This window comes from Aporhodopirellula rubra, from assembly GCF_014192335.1.
Lineage (GTDB): Bacteria > Planctomycetota > Planctomycetia > Pirellulales > Pirellulaceae > Rhodopirellula > Rhodopirellula rubra.
Genome location: NZ_JACHXU010000009.1, coordinates 258503 through 277001 on the forward strand (window position 1 = coordinate 258503; position 18499 = coordinate 277001).

The following is an 18499-nucleotide window of genomic DNA, read 5'->3' on the forward strand; positions in this document are numbered from 1 at the left end:
TGACCCGCACGACTGTTGTTGCCCTCATCGGAGCGTTCGAGCGGACCTCCAAATGCGTGAAATCCTGGGAAAGATCGCGATTTCGTCCCTGTTTTGGCTGGTCGGAACCGGATTCCACTGCGTCGCGACGATTTCTCCCGCTGTCGCTCAATCGGTCGCTCCCCCGGCCAAAATAAATTCCAGTGCAGCAGCCGAGACTGACCCGGCGAGACGTCTGCTCGCCCGGGTGATCGAGCAAATCGCACTCGGTCCCGCTTTTGATGCCAAATTTCGACAACGGGTTTGGGTGGGCGGCCGCGAGGTGATCGGCGTCGGAACCTACGAACAAGCCGGCGATGGCAGCGGGTGGTTCAACATGCAAGTCGCGATGCACGACGGCGACGGCAAACACACGTTGCAACAAATTAGCGACGGCCGGCTCGCCTGGACGCGAGAACAAATTGGCCAGGACGTTTCGCTGCAACGCGTTGACGTCGGCCGGCTCGACCAATGGGTGCACGGCGGAACCAACCAAACAATGAACACTCCCGTCCACCGAGAGGAGCCTCCTGAGCCAGATCACGTGGTCGATCATCTCGTCGATCACCTGCCGCCGAGCGTGCGAGTAGGCGGATGGACAGAGATGCTCGAATCCATCGCTGCCGATCATGACCTGCACGTCGTTTCCGGTCGCCTGGAAGAACGCGACGTTTGGATTGTCCGGGGAACCATGCGTGCCGACGTCCGTGCCGCACGGCTCGAACAGTTTGGCACGAAAGATTGGCCTGAACTCTGTCCGACTCAAGTCGTCGTGGCGATTGCCAAGAACGCATCTCCGGAAAACGATTTCGGACAGGGCCTGCCGTTGCGGATTGAGTTCTGGACCGATCCGAGCAAACCTCAAGCAGCCCCAAATGAAGACGCCACGGATACCAACAGTGACACGGTTGACAATACTCTAGCTGCGGATTCCCATGGGCTACCAACGAGCCCAGAAGCGCCAACGACGTCAAACGGTTCAAACGGGAACGCGGTCGCGGCGATGCAGAAAGGACACTTGATCAGCCTGATCGAGCTGTATTCGATTCGCCCGATATCGTCTCCTCCGATCGGTCGGTTCCGTTTCGAGAACCAAGACATGGCGGTGAACTTCACCAACGACACCGATCGCTACTTGGCTCGTTATGGAATCCATATCACCGAGCGTCAAAGTCGAATGCTTCGCAGATGAACAAAGCCAATTGGAAATCGTGGGCAACCCTGGTCCGTCTGCCCAATGTTTTCACTGTGATTGCAGATGTATCTGCGGCATTCCTTCTCGTCCTCGGAGGCAGTGGCTGGTACACCGGCCAACTCAACCTCAGCGGCTTCGCTGACGGAGGAAACTCGGTCTGGATCGTCCTCGCCGCAACGCTCGTGTCCGCGATTTCGCTGTACTGGGCGGGCATGATTCTCAATGACGTTTTTGATCTTCCACTCGACCGAGAGAACGGCCGGGAAGGTCCACTCGTCACCGGAGCAATCTCACTCCGCACCGCAAAAATCTCCGGATGGGGACTTCTGCTTTTTGGCATCGTCCCTACGATCGCGATCGGGATATGGAGCAACGCGAACCTGGGATGGTTGCCGGCAATCGTCGCAGCCGCGCTGGCATTATGTGTGTTCCTTTATGACGGTCCGTTGAAACGAAAACCCATCGCACCGGTTTTGATGGGGATGTGCCGCACACTGAGTTTTCTGCTCGGAGCCACGTCAGCGAGCGCGTCCATCGCGGTTGGAATTGGGAGCGAACAACTCGCCGGAAAACAAGTCGTTGCACTGGGGCCTCAAATCATTCCCGGCATCTCCGTCGTGGTGCTCGCGTTTGCACTCGGAATGGGCACCTACATTGCCGGCCTGACAACGTTCGGACGCCGTGAGTCGATCGGCGATCGCACGATCCACCTCCCCATCGGGCTAGTCGCAATGGCGGTAGGCGCCATGCTGCTGGCGTGGGCACCTCGATTCGCGGGAATCGGCTCCGATGGCGAAGGTCCAACGTGGATGACGGCCTGGCGTGTCGATCCGGTCGTGATATTTCCTGCCGCGATTCTGCTCATGCTCGCCACCACGCTATTACGAGCACGCTCAGCGACGGTCAATCCATCACCGGATCGGATCCAAGGAACGATTCGTGCGGGATTGCTGGCGATCATCCCGATTGCTGCTGCCATCACGATGCTAGGTGTCGGTGCCAAGATCGCCGTTTTGATTTTCGCGTTGATCTTGCCGTCGCGATTGATGGCTCGGCACTTCCGAGTGACTTGAGTCGTCGCATCGCTATGCGTCGATTGTCGGCAACAAATCATTGGTCAGCGGACGCTAGGATGCGACCGGTTCAGCGACCGATTGCTCACGCCAATCGACGATGTGAATCTCGACGCTCTTGTAACCACGGAACTCATTGATCACCGGTCGATAAGCGATCTCAATCGGTCCGGCACAATCGTTTAGTGGGTCACACCAATCGGCGGCACCGAACGCAACGCCGCGAATCACTTTGCTGCCTTGTTTCAATCGCACCGACAGGTGACGTTCGCTGCTACCCATCTTCTTGGCGGGCTCGGCGAGTTCGATGCCCCTGCCCATCAACACTGGACGAGGATTGCCCGCCCCGAAGGGAGCCATCGTTTCGATTTGCTTCATGATATGAAGATTGAGTTGCCCGAGCGGCGCCTCGGCGTCGATCTGAATCGCGGGTTCGATAGACTGATCGGCCCACTGCTTGGCAACTGCTTCACAGAAGTCACCTCGGAAGGCTTCGATTTCGGATTCGCGGATTGTCAAACCGCCCGCGGCCGGGTGGCCACCGAAACGGACCAGGCGATTCTCACAGTCCTTCAACGCTTCAAACAGGTTCACACCGGTACCGCCAACGCGTCCCGATCCGACTGCGTCATTCTTACCTGCCTGGTCCATCGAAATGATGATCACCGGTTTGGCATATTTTTCGGCGAGCCGTCCCGCGACCACGCCAATCACCCCTGCATGCCAACCGATCCCATTGAGCACCAAGGCAGAGTCGTTTTCGCCATCGAACTCTTCTTTGATCTGTTTCTGAGCCGCCAACTGAACGCTTCGCTGCAGCGTGTCACGCGTCGCGTTGAGGCCGTCGATGTATTCGGCCAACATCACCGCTCGCTCGCCGGCGTCAATGGTCATCAACTCGATGCCGAGTTGTGCTTGCCCGAGGCGTCCGGCCGCGTTGAGCCGTGGGGCGAGTGTGAACGAAACGCTCTCGGTGGTCAGTTCGGAAACCTGGTCGAGTTTTGTTCGCTTCATCAACTCCAACAGCCCCGGCAACGGATTGGCTTTCAACGCCTTCAATCCGTGATTGACCAGCACTCGATTTTCATCGACCAACGGCACGACATCGGCGATCGTTCCAATCGCTGCCAACGACAAGGACTGCATCAGCAGTCGTTTCATGGGCGGCGTGACTTTTTTCTGGCCGCATTTGGCCTGACACAACGACCACGCCAATTTGAACGCCACGCCAGCACCGCAGAGTTCACCGAACGGGTAATTCGTCCCCGGCAATCGTGGGTGCACGATCGCCTCGGCATCCGGGAGATCGTCGCCGATTTGATGGTGGTCGGTGATGATCAGTGTGACATCGAGTTCGCGGCATAATTTCGCACAACCAACACTTGCGATGCCACAATCGACCGAAACGATGAGTTTCTTTCCACGGGTGACCAAGGTGCGAATCGCGTCCTCGTTCAGACCGTATCCTTCCTCGAGCCGGTTGGGCACGTAGTAGCTGACGTCGGCACCGAGCAACCGCAACGCGTTGACCATGATGGCCGCGCCCGTCATGCCATCGGCGTCGTAATCGCCATAGATCACAACCGGCGTCTTGGATTCGATCGCCTCGATCAGAATGGCCGTCGCTTTGGGAACGCCGGGCAACTCTTGCGGGTCGCGGAGGTTGGTCAGTTTGGTTTCCAGGAAGGCCGAAGCGTCTTCAGTGGAATAGACCCCACGACTGACCAGCAATTGGGCGACGACCGGTGAAAGCCCCGATGAACGAATCAACTGCTCGACCAGGGGAGCGTCGTGGGGAGTGATTCGCCATTGCCGCTTCATCCTTGATGCCTTGTTGCTCGTTCAAAAAGGTTCGGAACTCAAAAAAAATCCCTCACTTACGCCATCACACGCAGAGACTCAGGAAACGCGAGCGTTTCGCGGGTGCGTGGAGGCGTCGGAGGGAGAAGCAGCCCAATGGGCCTATTTTTTCTTTTCGAGGTGCCAGGTGTGTTTGCGCACGTGCGGGTTGTACTTCTTCAATCGCAGCTTTTCGCCACCCGGTTTGCGACGAAGGGTGTAGTTGTAATGTCCGGTTTCTTCGCAGACGAGGAAAACGGTCTCAGCTTTTTTCTTGCTTTTTGCCATCGAAATGCAGGCGTAGTGGAAATAGGAGGAGTGGAATTTTTCAAAAACGGCCCCGAAGTATGGTCGGTGACGGGGGTTTCTGGCAACCCATGAAATCTCGCGACTTTTTCTCCCCGTTTGACCAAACGTGTCCTGGACGACATCGATAGTGAATTTTGCGGTTTTCGCAACAATCCCACTCAATCGTAGGGTTCGGCCATGTCGACGCTTGATTCACTTCCAATCCTCCCGGATGATCTGCAAGGAGCACCGATCGTCCTCTCGCCCTCGGCTCCCGTCTCCACGCCGTCCTCGGCTTCCAATCCGACGCCGTCCTCGGCAAACCCCACGCCCGGATTCCCTGTGTCCCCGCCGCCGCCCGCCCACGAACCCCACGACTCGACTGAGAACGATCCGCCGCGGGATGAGATACGCCGTGACGAGATGCGCCGTGACACCGGGGAAAACCGAAGCGACGCACCGTCATCGAAGACGGACCCGCGAAAAAGCACCAATCCTGCGCGAGCCAAAGCCCTTTGGTCAGATTCACCCGAACCGCGTGACGTGTCGGCTCAGCCCGTTTCACATCGAAAATGTGATGAACCGGGACAAAGTGATGAACCGGACAGAGCAGCCGATCTGACCGGGGGCAAACATTTGGGCGTCCAACAACTTTTCGGCGGCGAGCATCTGACCGAGGACCAACAGGGATCCGGAGAAGCGGCGCAGACAGAGTTGTTTGAAACCAATCCGCCGCCTTGGGAATTAGCCGTCGAAGATGACGTGTTGCTGGCATCGATCGTGTTTTCACGATCCCCGCACGGCCCCTACGACTACCGCATTCCCGATTCACTTCGCGAGGAACTCAAACCCGGCATGCGAGTGGGCGTGCCTCTCGGGCATCGCAAAAAGCCGACACCTGGATGGTGCGTTGCGGTGAAAGAAGGCAAAGCCGTTCACCGCAAACTCCGCGACGTTGCCGAGTGCATCGACGAATCACCTTTGTGTGACGCGTCGCTGGTCCGGTTGGTGATGTGGATGAGCCATTACTACCAGGTGCCTGCCGGTCAGGTGTTCGACACGTTAATTCCCTCGAGCGTGCGTACCGCGGCCGGAACCAAACAGACGACGTACTTCACACCGGCCAAACAGGTAACCGATGCCGAAATCGAGAAACTGCCCGCGAAGCAACAAGCGGTCATGCGGTTCCTGGTCTCCTCAAACCGCCCAATGACGTCGGCGGAATTAGCGGTGGCGGCAAAGTGCACCGAAGATCCGATCCGGCGACTCAAAAAGAAAAACCTGATCGTTCCGGAAGTCCGCCGTGAGATGCATTCGGGCATTCGCATTTTGGCGCAGACCAACGACGGAGAAGCCGAACGCACGCACGAACTCACCGAACAACAAACCGCTGCACTGGAGCGAATCACGGCCGCAGTCGACAGCGGACGCGGACGCACGTTGCTGCTGCACGGGGTGACCGGCAGCGGCAAAACGGAGGTCTACATCCGTGCCATCGAACACGTCGTTTCGCAAGCCGGATCGGCGATCGTGATGGTCCCCGAAATCAGCCTCACCCCGCAAACCCGAGGGCGTTTCGAAAGCCGCTTTCCCGCCGTCGCCGTGCTGCATTCGCAGATGTCGCCGTCCGAGCGTCACTTCCAATGGCAGCGGATTCGTCGTGGCGAGGTTCAAGTCGTGATCGGTCCCCGCAGTGCCGTCTTCGCACCGTTGCCCAATCTCGGATTGATCGTGCTCGATGAAGAGCACGACACGTCGTTCAAACAAGACTCCCAACCTCGCTACCATGCCCGCAAAGTGGCCCACGCACGAGCAATGTCCTTGGGCGTGCCTCTATTGCTCGGATCGGCGACTCCATCGATGGAGGCGTGGCATGCGACGCAAAGCGGCCACGCCGAGTTGATCTCAATGCCGGACCGTGTGGCGGGACGACCGATGCCCGATGTGCAACTCGTCGACCTTCGCGTGCGTGACGATCGGGCGGGAGGCGGCGCGATCAGTCGTCCGCTCAAACAAGCCGTTGATGAAACTCTCCGTGAAAAGGGACAGGCAATCCTGTTGCTCAACCGCCGCGGTTTTGCGACGACGATCCAGTGTCCGGCGTGCGGCCATGTGGTCGCGTGCCCTGACTGCGACATGCCGTTGACTCACCACCGTGACGGCGGCAAAGCCATGTGTCACTACTGCGACTACACAATCGGCACTCCACCCTGGTGCCCGGCGTGCCGGTTTGACGGGATCCGGTACGGGGGCTTGGGAACCCAGAAACTCGAGGTGGAAGCGAAAGCAAAATTCCCCGATGCCAAGATCGCGCGGATGGACGGTGACACGATGAAGCGTCCTGGCAGCCATCAACGCGTGCTATCGGAATTCCGCAGTGGCGAGATCGACATTTTGCTGGGCACGCAAATGATCGCCAAAGGCCTCGACTTTCCCAACGTGTTGCTGGTCGGTGTGATCAACGCGGACTCGGCTCTTCACTTTCCCGATTTCCGAGCCGCCGAACGCACCTTCCAACTCGTCACCCAGGTTGCCGGACGGACCGGACGAGGCGATCGTGGCGGACGCGTGATTGTACAAACCTTTACACCGGAGCACCCAGCGATCCAAGCCGCGTCACGCCATGACTATTTCAAATTCGTCGAAGAGGAAATGGTGAACCGACGCAAGTTCAACTACCCACCTCTGGGAAGCGTCGCGCGAATCATCATCCGCGGACCAGTAGAGGAGAAAACGGAGGACGTGGCGGACTCCATTCTCACACGACTCGAATCCGCTCGCGACCTCCTCAAAAGTGAAGTCCGCATCCTCGGCCCCGCGCCGCCACCAATCGTTCGATTACGAGGAAAATATCGTTTTCACCTGTTGCTGCAAGCGACCGAGTCGGCTGTCGTTGGTGAGGTCATCCGCCGCGCGTTGGCTGACTTTAAAACCGATCCCAAGGAAGAGATCGAGTACTTGATCGATATCGACCCCGTCAATCTTCTGTAAGCAAAAATCACGAACCGACCGGAACGGACAATGCCGATTTGCCCATTCCGGTCGTCTGGACTCGCGTGAACCGGTAAACTGAGGGCACCACTGCAACGGATCGGAATCCCGTTGCCTCGCTTGCTCGTCCTCTCACCAATTCGAATCGCCATGCGTCCTCTACCCATTGGCCGTGACGGCCGTGTCCCCACTTTTGGCCGCGTCGTGCAGCGAACCGGCATCGTGCTGTTCTTGCTATGCGTTTCCACGTTGCCTACGGCAATCCGGAACACCACTGCTGAGGACGCTAACCTCACCCCGAATCAATCCTCGATCGTTTGGGGCGACGACGACGTCGACATGGTTTTGAAAGCCGACGCGGACGGGAAGGTACGCCTTCGCGAGTTCGTGCTCCTGCTACGCACCGGCAAACCAACATCGGACCAACAACCGCTCGAAACCCTACTGCCCGATATTGTCGTCGACTTAAATCGATTCTCGACACACGCGCTGATCGCGGGTGCCAACGCAGGACTGCAGGGCCACGGAAATTTATCGATCGAGAAGGACACTGACGGATCGCACATGCTGCGTTTGAAATGCGACTTGAAATTTTTGAAGACCGAACGCCCCGAATTCGAACCAACCATCGAACTCGATGAACCGACCGCGACGCCGAACCCGATCGTTGTGTTGTTCATTCATGGTTTCCATGGAACAACGGAGTCATTTCAAGCGATTCGTGACCACTTTCGTGAAGAAGGGTTGCGAACCGGATGCATTCATTACGACGACCATGTCTCCGTCGCGACATCCGCCCGAAAAGTTGCCGCGTTGGTGAAGCAACAGTTTGCGATGGATCCGTCTGTACGCTTAGCGTTGGTCGGCCACTCGATGGGCGGCTTGGTCGCTCGGGAGTGGGTCGAAAATCCTGAACTGACGTCTCCCACGATCAGCCATTTGATCACCGTGGGCACGCCGCACGGAGGATCCGATTGGGCGGAGGTGACACCGCTGCCTGACCTGTTGGTCAACGGGCAATTCACCACCGACACGATGCTGGGTTTGCTGACCGATCGATCGACGACTCCGAGTGCAGGTGATCTGCGTCCGGGATCACCGTTCTTGACGACTCTTGCGTCACGTCCGTTATGCGAGGGCGTTCGCTATACGACAATCATCGGAACAGGCTGTCCGCTCGACGAATCTACTCTGCAGTCGGTGCGGGAACAATTGAATGCCGAGCGGCGAAGAGGCACCGGCGGATTGCTCGAAGCGAGACTCTCTCGAATGGTCAACCAATTCGACGCGGTGTGCTCAGGCGAGGGCGACGGCGTGGTGTCGGTCGAACAGGCAAAGATCCCAGGCGTGTCCGACATTATCTACGTGGATTGCTCGCACTGGGAGTTTTTCAATTCCCCCGAACCGGGAAAGAAGAATCCCGTGTGGGACGCGGTCGCTGAGTGCGTGGCGGCCACCGAATAAAAAGGAACACAGATAGTGGGTGGGTTGCCCCACTGAGCGGCCGACTCGTCCAATTCGAGCCGGAAAACCGATCGCTATCGCGATCCGTTTAAAGCTACCAGACAACGCTAGGGAGCGATCTCTGCGTTGGCGGGCACCATGGAGGCCTCTTCTGCACGCCGGAGAGCCTTCTCAACCCGATCGAGCAGGTCTTGATTCCGCTCAGGGCCCATCCGGGACTCCTCGTTTGCGTTGGCGGTAAACTCCGCGCCACAGTGTTGGCATGCAACAGTACACCCCAGCAGCGATGCTCGGATATCAATGCGTCTACCGCAGGTTGGACACGACTGAGTGAACTTGATCGACATAATGAGATCTCTCCTTTCAACCGCTCACCGAAGCGGTAAATCCGTTGGTTCAGGAAGATTCTAGCCCTTACACGCTGATTAACGCAACATTAATCCCCCACAGCCACATCCCATGGCCACCCCGGCAGTCTACTTCCCACCAGGGAGGCTGGCAAGTCGCGAGCTAACGTGGGATGATCGGGCGGCTCGAGAAGGGCCTCGAGTAGGACGTCCAAGGTAGCACGATCGTTGGCGCATAAGATGAAAAAATCAAGTGTTTTATTTGTGTGTATGGGGAACATTTGCCGCTCCCCTGCCGCAGAAGCGGTGATGCGTTCGGTGGCGAAATCCTCCCAGCAGGACATTCAGATCGAATCGGCCGCAACCGAGGCTTATCATGTCGGGGAACGCCCCGACGCGAGGATGCGAAAAGCCGCCGCCGCACGTGGTTTTTCGCTGGATTCCCGTGGACGCCACGTCAACGCAAACGATTTAGCCGCCGGTAGTTATGATTTGGTAGTCGCGATGGACCACGCCAACGTGCGGCGTCTGCGTTCGATCGCCTCCACCGAGGTCTCGCACGTTCGCCTATTTTCGGAATTTCTCGACGATGGATGGCCCGAAGAGGTTCCCGATCCGTACTACGGCGGCGATGCAGGATTCGAACAAGTGCTCGATATGCTCGAGGCGGGTTGTCCCCGCTTGCTCGAGTCGTTGACGAATAATCAAAAGGAAGATGATGCCTAGGCGATCGCCCCCAAACGCCCTGAACTTAGTGAACAAAACGTTCCTGCGTCAAATGGCAGCATGGTCCGTCATTTCCATGCTAACACTCGCAATCGCATCGAAATCCTCCGCCCAATCGCCAACCGAGGTGACCGTGATCACCTCCGGCGGTGAAAACGTGCAGGGTGAACTGGTATCGATCGATGACCGCGGCGTGAGTCTCGATCGCGGCAACGAGGTGGTGAGTCTGGCCGCCGAGGAGCTGTCACAGCTTCGTTTCGACCCAACGGTTCTCCCGCAACTCCCGATGAAGGTCCAACTGTCCGGCGGATCACTGCTGAGCATCACGGGCGTCGTCTGGACGGACCAAACCGTCACCGTCACACCAGCACGACAATCGCCGATCGAGCTTCCCGTCGAGGAACTGCGATGGGTGCGGTTCCGAACCGGCAACACATCAACCGACCCGACATGGTTGGGATGGGTAGAAGAAGCTCGTCGAGCCGATCGCCTCGCGGTGCGTCGCAACGAAAAGTCACTCGATTCAATTGACGGTACCGTCATCGGAATCAGTCGCGAGTCGGTTCGATTTGAAATGCGGGGCAACGAAATCAACGCCCCGGTCGCGAAACTCGAAGGCGTTTTGCTGTCCACGCAAAACAAGAAAACGCCATCGACTCCGATTCAAATCACGGACACATCGGGTTCGGTCTGGGCGGCGGAATCGATTCGATTTGCGTCCGGCGAGAACGACATTGAAATTCAGTTGCCAGGATCGATCAGACACGACATCCCACTCAACCAAATTTTGATGCTGCAGTACGCCGGAGGGATCCTTCCTCTTTCGGAAGCCGAAATCGCATCAGCGTCGTTCGGGACGCAATCGAGTGGCTCGACTCGATCAGCACTGTCGTCGGACATGGAACAGTGGTTCTCACCGGAAACGGAAGAGGGCACGATTCGCGTCAACGCTCCCGGCCAAATCACGTTTCGCGTTCCCGAGGGATATCAAAAGCTGATCATTGCCGCTCGACGTGGCAATGAGGTGAATCAGTTCATGGCGGTGCGTCTTGAAGTGCTGCTCGATGGCTCCATTCAGTGGACCGGCGTGTTGCAGGACAGACAATCGCTCGGCCTTGAACTGCCGCTCGCAAACGCCAGACAACTTTCGTTAAAAGCGACTCCCTTGCCAAAACCGGACGATCCTAAGTCAACGACCAACACGACCTCGGCCAACACCTCGCTCGGCGACATCAGCGGAACATTGGGTGGGACGGTCGAGTGGTTCTCCGGACGACTCTTGAAATGAAACTCGTCATGAATCGAAATCGAACGCCCGCGGCAATGCCTCTGCTCACAGGCCTGTTCTTGTTCGCAGGTGTGTTCTGCGGTGCCCTCGCGCATTGCCCGTCAATCATGGCGGAGGAGGTGGCGACAACGTCCAACGTGCAAACCGCGGCCAACGATGCGGACATAGTTTGGCAGGTTGAAAAACAGCGGACCGACGCGATTGCCAAAGCGATGAAGTCGACGGTTTGTGTTTTCGTTCCAGGGGGAGCCGGCGGTGGGTCCGGCGTGCTGATCACGTCAGACGGTTTTGCACTGACGAATTTTCACGTCAGCAGCCCTGCGGGCACCTATATGCGTTGCGGGCTCAGCGACGGCAACGTGTACGACGCTGTCATCGTGGGGATCGACCCCGTCGGCGACTTGGCGCTCATTCAATTACTCGGTCGTGATGATTTCCCGACCGCCGATTTCGTCTCCAGCCGCAGCGTGCGGATCGGCGATGCTTGTTTTGCGATTGGTAACCCGTTCTTGTTAGCCACCAATCTGCAGCCCACCGTGACCGCGGGAATCATTAGTGGCACACAGCGATATCAGTACCCATCGGGGACGTTGTTGGAATACGGCAACTGTTTCCAAACCGACGCATCGATCAATCCGGGCAACTCCGGTGGACCGCTCTACGACGCCCACAGTGACTTGATCGGCATCATCGGGCGGGCCTCGTTTGAAAAGCGAGGGCGAGTCAACGTCGGTGTGGGCTACGCCATTTCGGGTGATCAGGCACAAAATTTCTTGGGTTCGCTGCACAGTGGCCGAATCCTCGACCACGCGACGCTCGGTGCAACCGTTGGTACTGAAGACGACGGCAGCGTGCGGGTGACGAACATCCTGCAATCCAGCGACGCGTACCGACGCGGACTGCGCTATGGCGACGAGATTCTGGAGATTGACAACCGTGTCGTGCAAACGGCCAACGACGTGCAAAACCTCTTAGCGACTTTTCCGGCTCAGTGGCGGGTTCCGCTAAGCTTTCGACAGGACGGACGCGTCGTTCATACGGTCGTCCGTTTGGCGAGCGTCCACCGCGGTGACGAATTGCTCGAGAAGATGAAGTCGGCATTGCCACCACCGCCACCCGCACCTCAAAAACCACCCTCCGAGGATTCCGAAGAGACTCCCGATTCCGAAGAGACTCCCGATTCCGAAGAGACTCCCGATTCCGACGCCCCCGATGCGGAAGAGCCTCGCAACGACGAGTCCGACGATGAAGAGGAAGCCCCTGACGCGAAAAACCGCCCCAAGGATGCCTCGAGAGAACCGGTTCCCTTGGCCGCTGCCAAACGCATCGAAGAACGAAAAGGTTTTGCGAACTACTTCTACAACCAACAACAACAGACCAAATTCATCGAGCGATTGAGAAGCCAGTACGCACAACTGCCCTCCTCAGAAAATGGATGGAAAATCACTGGCCAAGCAACAATCGCCGGGGAAACGAAGCCCAAGTTGTTCGAGATGATCATTCGCGAAGACACTTGCGAGTTGTCGATCGGGTCACGACGTGAGCGACTGGCAAACCCAGACGCTTACGTCCAGTCGATCGACTCCGGTGCAGCGGGAAGCTTGCTGGCGGGAATGCGTTCGCTGCAGCGGATGCTCACCAACGGGCCCGACCGATTCGGCGACACGTACAGTTGGGGAACCGCCCCGCTGTTCGGGCGATCGCCACTACGTGACACCACCGTCGCAATTCACGGCGGGATCGAATCGCGATTTTTCCAAGATCCCGACAATGGGAGACTTGAGGTAATCGAATCGTTCGCCGATCGCGACGGCGATCCTGCGGAGCTTTGGATTGATCCGCCGCAATGGCTGCTCGACACCGATTCAAAGAATCTTTCATGGGATTCCTCGGCCGGCCAGCAAACCGACGACGACATCACCACCGTCAGCAATCCCAAAGTACTGCACCTGCGTTTTGGCGTGGATCCATTGGTCACGCTGAATCTCGAATCGTGGACCGCGATCGAAACTGACGGGACACCAAAACCGGAACAGGACAAAGCGAATGATGCCGCCAACGAATAGATCACGACACCGACTCCGCAGACACTTTTGGATGTTGTTCCTCGCGGCATTGATGATCGGAATGGTCATGGAACCGGCGACCGCGCAACCCTCGCTCGCCCGGTCAAGTTCACAGGTTCAAGATCGCGTTGTCAAAATTTACGGCGCCGGCGGCGTCGGCGGCCTCGATGCGTATCAAAGCGGTTTCATCGTGTCGCCTGCGGGTCATGTGGCGACCGCGTGGAGCAGTGTGCTCGATGTCGATCCAATCGTCATCCTTGGTGACGGACGACGATTTGAGAGCAAGATCGTTGGATTCGAACCGGCCTTGGAACTCGCCGTCTTGAAACTCGACGGTTCTGATCTGCCGTACTTCGAAGTTCCTTCCGGCGCAGACGCGCCCGTTGCCCGATGGGGCGATCCCGTCTTGGCGGTCAGCAACCTGTTCAATATCGCCACGGGCAACGAACCGGCGAGTGTTCTCCAAGGACGCATCGCCGCCCGCAGCAAACTCGACGCTCGACGCGGCACCTTTCAAACCTCCTACCGTGGCGAAGTCTGGTTGCTGGATCTCGTTGCTAATAATCCGGGCGCCGCCGGGGGAGCCCTTGTCGACCTCGACGGTAACCTCGTCGGCATGCTCGGCAAAGAACTCCGTGACCGGAAGACCGGCGTTTGGTTGAACTACGCCATCCCCGCCGATGTACTCCGGGCTCCAATCGGAGACATCATCGCGGGACGCAAAACCGTGTCGCCCGTCGATGACGACCCGATGCTCAGTCGCGATAAATCTCACAACTCCGAAACGCTGGGTTTCAAATTAATCCCAGATGTGCTGGAAACGACACCCGTTTACGTCGACACGATTGCGGCCGACGGTCCCGCCTCGCGCGCCGACGTGCGGCCGGATGATTTGGTGCTGCTGGTTAATGGTCGGCGAGTGGCACATCAACGCGCGTTTCGCGAACAACTCCGCCGCATCGACCGCCGTGACAACGTGACGTTGACGATTCAACGCGAAAACGAAATTCTCGAATTGGCAATCCGCCCATGATCTATCGCAAGGTCCTCCTGTCGCTCACGTTTGCATGTGCTCTGCTCGGTCACGTCGCGATCGATCGTGTGACTGCGCAAGACACATATTCGGAGTCGCAGCGTTACCAACGAGCGGTTTCCGAACGTGTCCGTAGCGTGGCCGACGAGGCTCTCCCTTCGGTCGTCGGTATTGAGGTCATCGGTGCGTTGCAGTCCGATGGCGAGGTCCGTCAAGACGCGCCGACCTCGGGGCTGGTGATCGATCGTGAAGGATACGTACTCGCCTCATCGTGGGTAACGCGAGGAGCCTCCGCGAGCATCATCGTGACACTCGGAACCGGCGAACGTTTTCCCGCGCGCGTGGTCGCCGAAGACGAACACCGTGAGTTGACGCTGCTCAAAATCGATCCCAAGGACACCGAACTGCAGCCGATCTCGTTAGAGCCACTCGATGCCTCAGGAAACGCAACATCGATGCCTCCGATCGGCGCGACGTTGCTTGCGATCGCACGTTATGGTGAATCGAATGTCCCCATGATCAGCACCGGTGTGTTATCAGCGGTCGATCGACTCGACGGAACTGCGGTTCAAAGTGACGTCCGCATCTCACCGGTTTTCTACGGCGGCCCATTGCTGGATCTACGCGGTCATTTGATCGGTGTTTTAATTCCCGCGGTTGGTGAAAACGGTGCCGAAGACCCGACGGAATGGTATGACTCGGGAATCGCGTTCGCCATCCCGGCCGACGTGATCGCCGAGAAACTCGAACGACTCCGCAACGGAGAAACGATTCGCTCCGGACTTCTCGGTCTGGTCGTCGGCGGATCGGATCCGTACGCGCCCGGCACAAACCTGGCCGCAGTACGCAAACGGTCCCCCGCGGACAAAGCGGGTTTGCAAGCCGGCGATAAATTGTTGAAAGTCGGAGGCCGTGTCGTTCGCCGACGCCAAGAAGTGAAGCTCGCGTTGGGACGATTTGACTCCGGAGAAGAAGTCACGATTGAGTACGAACGCGACGGCAAGTCGCAAACCACGGTCGCCACGCTCGCTGAAACGATCGAACCCCTTCGCCCCCAATACATCGGCATCACGTCAGACGGTGGACGCATCACATCCATCTTGCCGCAGTCGCCGGCCGACGGCGTTTTGAAAGTCGGCGACAAATTGAACTCACTCGACGACACCCCGATCGAAGATGAGTCGGCGTTGAGGCAACGCCTATGGTCGGCGGATCCCGCAACGCCGATTCGGCTCGCGATCGAACGTGAATCCGATACGACGTTGAGCAAAGAGATCACTCCGGCATCGTGGGCCGGCCCGCTGGATCAGTTGCACCTCGACGAAATGATGCAAAAGGAAGCCGACTCGCTGGCTAAAGAGGAAACATGGACGTCCACAACGCTCCGCCTACCCGATATCGTAAACGAGGCCTTGCTGTGGCACCCGCCTCTGGAGACGGACGCGGAGGTCAACACGGACGAAGAAACACCGGTTGCACCGACGGCACTCGCGATTTGTCTCTTGCCTCCTTCACAGCGTGATCTGGAAGAAGAGATAAAACGCTGGAAGAACGTTGCCCGACAAACCCGCGTGGCCATCTGCTTGATCGCGAGCGAAGATGAAGAGCGATGGCAACTCTCCGAAATTGACGCCGTCAGCAAACTCACCACCGCCGCGATCAAACGCTCCGGTGCTGACCCTCACGCGGTGTCCGTGATCGGCGTGGGCGTGCTGTCGGGGCAAACCGCTGAACAGACGAAGGCATCCGGTCCCGGAGATTCGATGGCACTGGCAGTGTCGCTATCGACGGACAACTTGTACAGCGGTGTTGCGATCCCCGCAAACACCAAACCGCCCGCCGTTCGGTTGCGACGTGACGCCCCCATGCGATTGCTCCGGGTGCTCGTCTCATCACCACCCAATGACGAACTGCCATCATGGACCGAAACGCTCGGTCGTCTCGGTTGCCCGGTCCAAACCACCGGTGACATGGACCGTGAAGGTCTGATGAATTGGTGCCGATCGCTGCCGATTTACTAGCGTGACCGACGCGTTGTCGACACGAAAATGACCAATGCGAACGCCTGCCGCTCGACGTCGCAATTTCCACAAGACATCGCGGTCCGCGACCGACTACAATCGGGGGGCTCACTCATAAGAGCCGCCTTGTCTACGCGATTGGATTTTCCCCATGATCGGCCTCCGCTACCTGAAGTCGACTCCAACGACCTACCTGATGCGATTTCGCAACGGGCAAATTCGTCGGCACGGCGCCGGAATTTCGATGTTCTACTGGACGTTCAACTCGATCATCGTGCGTGTCAATTTGGCGAGCGAGGATCTACCATTTGTTTTCGAACAGCAGACCTCCGATTTCCAGGACGTGACGATCCAGGGCAACATGACCTACCGCGTCGCCGACCCACAACAACTCGCCAAGAAGCTCGACTTTTCGATTGACGCTCGGGGACGCTATCAGTCCGACGATCCTGATTCGATCCGCGATCGGTTAGTTCGCATGCTCCAAGTGGAAGCGAATGAGTTCTCACGTCAACGCAGCATCACGGAGATGTTGACCGCCGGACCGGACCTGACTGACCGTCTTCAAACGTTTGCCTCCAAAGCGACGATCCCGCGAGACCTCGGTTTGGAAATCGAGTCGGTCGTGCTGCTGCAAATCAAACCGACGCCAGAAATGGAATCGGCGTTGCAAGCCGAAACTCGCGAAGCCACGTTGCAGAAAGCCGACTTGGCCGTCCACGAACGCCGCAAGTCAGCGATTGCCGCGGAACAAGAAATTCGTGAACGCGAACTGCAAAACGAACGCATCACTCAAGAGAAACAACGTGAAGTTCGAGAAGCCGAACTCGCCGCAGACGTTGCGATCGAATTAGGCCGAGAGGAGTTGGTACGACAACAGGCGGCCAACGAGAAAACACTCGCGTCGGCCCGCGCCGAAACACTTCGCCAAACCTTTGACGCGATGAGTGTCGTGGACTGGAAAACGATTGCTGCGAGTTCCGAGTCGACCGACGCGAAACAGTTGATCGCGATGGCGTTCGGAGAACTCGCTGAGAACGCCCAAAAAATTGGACGACTCGACATTTCGCCGGACCTGCTACGAGACCTCATGGGTGATACCACGACCGACGGATCGAACACCCAAAACGGCTCGCGTCGCCGCAAATCGGAGTAGCCGTCATGGGCACAAAGATGTCTCCCAACATCGCGTTGGTCACGACGCCGACGCGTTTGGCGGGCTTGCTGGCGAAGTTCGGCACCAAAGGCTCGGCCCGCTTTCGAATCCAATCTGCGAGATCCACCTACCTCAGTGAAAACGCCTCCGCCGCTGCGGTCGTGGATGCCGACGCAGACTTCGAAGAATACATTGACGAAGACCAACACTACGCCGCCGCGGTAAAACGCATCCGCGGTGACCTCGAAGGACTGGGATACCCCGTCGTTCCGGTTCCCCGAAATTACATCTCAAACTTTTACTTTGGAATGACCGAGGCGGTCGTCGTCGTTGGCCCCGATGGCCTCGTCGCCAACACGGCGAAGTATGCCGGCGACATCCCCATCATCGGCGTGAATCCCATGCCTAACCGTTTCGACGGAGTCCTGTTGCCGTTCCAGGTCGATGACATTCGCAAGATCGTTCGCCAAACGCTCGCGGGCAGATCGTCGGTTCGCCGCGTGACCCTGGGCGACGTAACGCTCTCCGATGGTCAATCGATGCTCGCCTTCAACGATTTCTTCATCGGCCGCTCATCGCATGTGTCGTCACGATACATCCTATATTCGGGCAATCAGAGCGAAACACATTCCTCGAGCGGTGTGATCGTCTCGACCGGTGCTGGATCCACCGGATGGCTCAGCAGCGTGTATCACATGACGTGCGGCGTGGGGCGAACTCTCGGCCATCAGTCTATTTCACCGCCGAAGATTCCTTGGGATACCGACGCGTTGTGCTGGGTCGTTCGCGAACCCTTTCTCAGCCGGAGCAGCCAAGTCGAAATGGTGATGGGCGAAATCCGTGACGGAATCCCGTTGCGACTGGAAAGCCTTATGACGGAAGGCGGCGTGATTTTTTCCGACGGTATCGAATCAGATTATCTCGTCTTCAACAGCGGCACGATCGCGGAATTTCAAATCGCGAAAACCCAGTCAAAACTTGTCGTTTGAGCTTC

At 57.9% G+C, this 18499-nt stretch carries 14 protein-coding genes; 11 read left to right on the forward strand and 3 right to left on the reverse strand.

What is annotated here, in order from left to right:
- The first annotated feature begins 52 nt into the window (after window positions 1–52).
- The gene (locus tag FHS27_RS14325) at window positions 53–1210 is read left to right on the forward strand and encodes a hypothetical protein (RefSeq protein ID WP_184305588.1); all 1158 of its coding nucleotides are present in this window, start codon (window positions 53–55) and stop codon (window positions 1208–1210) included.
- Entirely contained in the window at window positions 1207–2286 is a 1080-nt protein-coding gene (locus FHS27_RS14330; RefSeq protein WP_184305589.1) for a UbiA family prenyltransferase, read from the forward strand. The genes FHS27_RS14325 and FHS27_RS14330 overlap by 4 nt, the downstream gene beginning before the upstream one ends.
- A gap of 54 nt (window positions 2287–2340) precedes the next feature.
- Here the strand turns inward: FHS27_RS14330 and recJ are convergent, their stop codons facing one another.
- Together recJ and rpmG are read right to left on the reverse strand one after the other, a co-directional pair.
- Window positions 2341–4107, reverse strand: coding sequence for a single-stranded-DNA-specific exonuclease RecJ (gene recJ / locus FHS27_RS14335; RefSeq protein WP_184305590.1), 1767 nt, complete (start codon window positions 4105–4107; stop codon window positions 2341–2343).
- A gap of 141 nt (window positions 4108–4248) precedes the next feature.
- Complete coding sequence (rpmG, locus tag FHS27_RS14340; protein ID WP_044255296.1) at window positions 4249–4413, reverse strand: 50S ribosomal protein L33; 165 nt, start codon at window positions 4411–4413, stop codon at window positions 4249–4251.
- A gap of 198 nt (window positions 4414–4611) precedes the next feature.
- Here rpmG and priA point away from each other — a divergent pair, with 198 nt between their 5' ends.
- On the forward strand, window positions 4612–7404 hold the full coding sequence (gene priA / locus FHS27_RS14345; RefSeq protein ID WP_184305591.1) for a replication restart helicase PriA: 2793 nt from the start codon (window positions 4612–4614) through the stop codon (window positions 7402–7404).
- Between the two features lie 150 nt (window positions 7405–7554).
- Window positions 7555–8868, forward strand: a complete 1314-nt coding sequence (locus tag FHS27_RS14350; RefSeq protein WP_221225104.1) for a lipase family alpha/beta hydrolase — start codon at window positions 7555–7557, stop codon at window positions 8866–8868.
- 107 nt (window positions 8869–8975) lie between these two features.
- Here FHS27_RS14350 and FHS27_RS14355 read toward each other — a convergent pair whose 3' ends face one another.
- On the reverse strand, window positions 8976–9215 hold the full coding sequence (locus FHS27_RS14355) for a response regulator (protein ID WP_184305592.1): 240 nt from the start codon (window positions 9213–9215) through the stop codon (window positions 8976–8978).
- A gap of 240 nt (window positions 9216–9455) precedes the next feature.
- On the opposite strand from FHS27_RS14355, the gene FHS27_RS14360 reads away from it, so the two are divergent.
- From FHS27_RS14360 to FHS27_RS14390, 7 genes are all read left to right on the forward strand, one after another.
- Window positions 9456–9941: a low molecular weight protein-tyrosine-phosphatase gene (locus FHS27_RS14360; RefSeq protein WP_246419772.1), complete on the forward strand. Its 486-nt coding sequence runs from the start codon at window positions 9456–9458 to the stop codon at window positions 9939–9941.
- A 28-nt stretch (window positions 9942–9969) separates the two neighbouring features.
- Entirely contained in the window at window positions 9970–11229 is a 1260-nt protein-coding gene (locus FHS27_RS14365; RefSeq protein WP_184305593.1) for a glycosyl hydrolase family 98, read from the forward strand.
- An 8-nt stretch (window positions 11230–11237) separates the two neighbouring features.
- Entirely contained in the window at window positions 11238–13295 is a 2058-nt protein-coding gene (locus FHS27_RS14370; protein ID WP_246419773.1) for a S1C family serine protease, read from the forward strand.
- Window positions 13296–13326: 31 nt separating this feature from the next.
- Window positions 13327–14328 (forward strand): S1C family serine protease, encoded by a 1002-nt coding sequence (locus tag FHS27_RS14375; protein WP_184305595.1) that lies wholly within the window; start codon window positions 13327–13329, stop codon window positions 14326–14328.
- On the forward strand, window positions 14325–16349 hold the full coding sequence (locus tag FHS27_RS14380) for a S1C family serine protease (protein ID WP_184305596.1): 2025 nt from the start codon (window positions 14325–14327) through the stop codon (window positions 16347–16349). The genes FHS27_RS14375 and FHS27_RS14380 overlap by 4 nt, the downstream gene beginning before the upstream one ends.
- A 151-nt stretch (window positions 16350–16500) precedes the next feature.
- The gene (locus FHS27_RS14385) at window positions 16501–17505 is read left to right on the forward strand and encodes an SPFH domain-containing protein (RefSeq protein ID WP_184305597.1); all 1005 of its coding nucleotides are present in this window, start codon (window positions 16501–16503) and stop codon (window positions 17503–17505) included.
- Window positions 17506–17510: 5 nt separating this feature from the next.
- Window positions 17511–18494: an NAD(+)/NADH kinase gene (locus FHS27_RS14390; protein ID WP_184305598.1), complete on the forward strand. Its 984-nt coding sequence runs from the start codon at window positions 17511–17513 to the stop codon at window positions 18492–18494.
- Window positions 18495–18499: the final 5 nt, after the last annotated feature.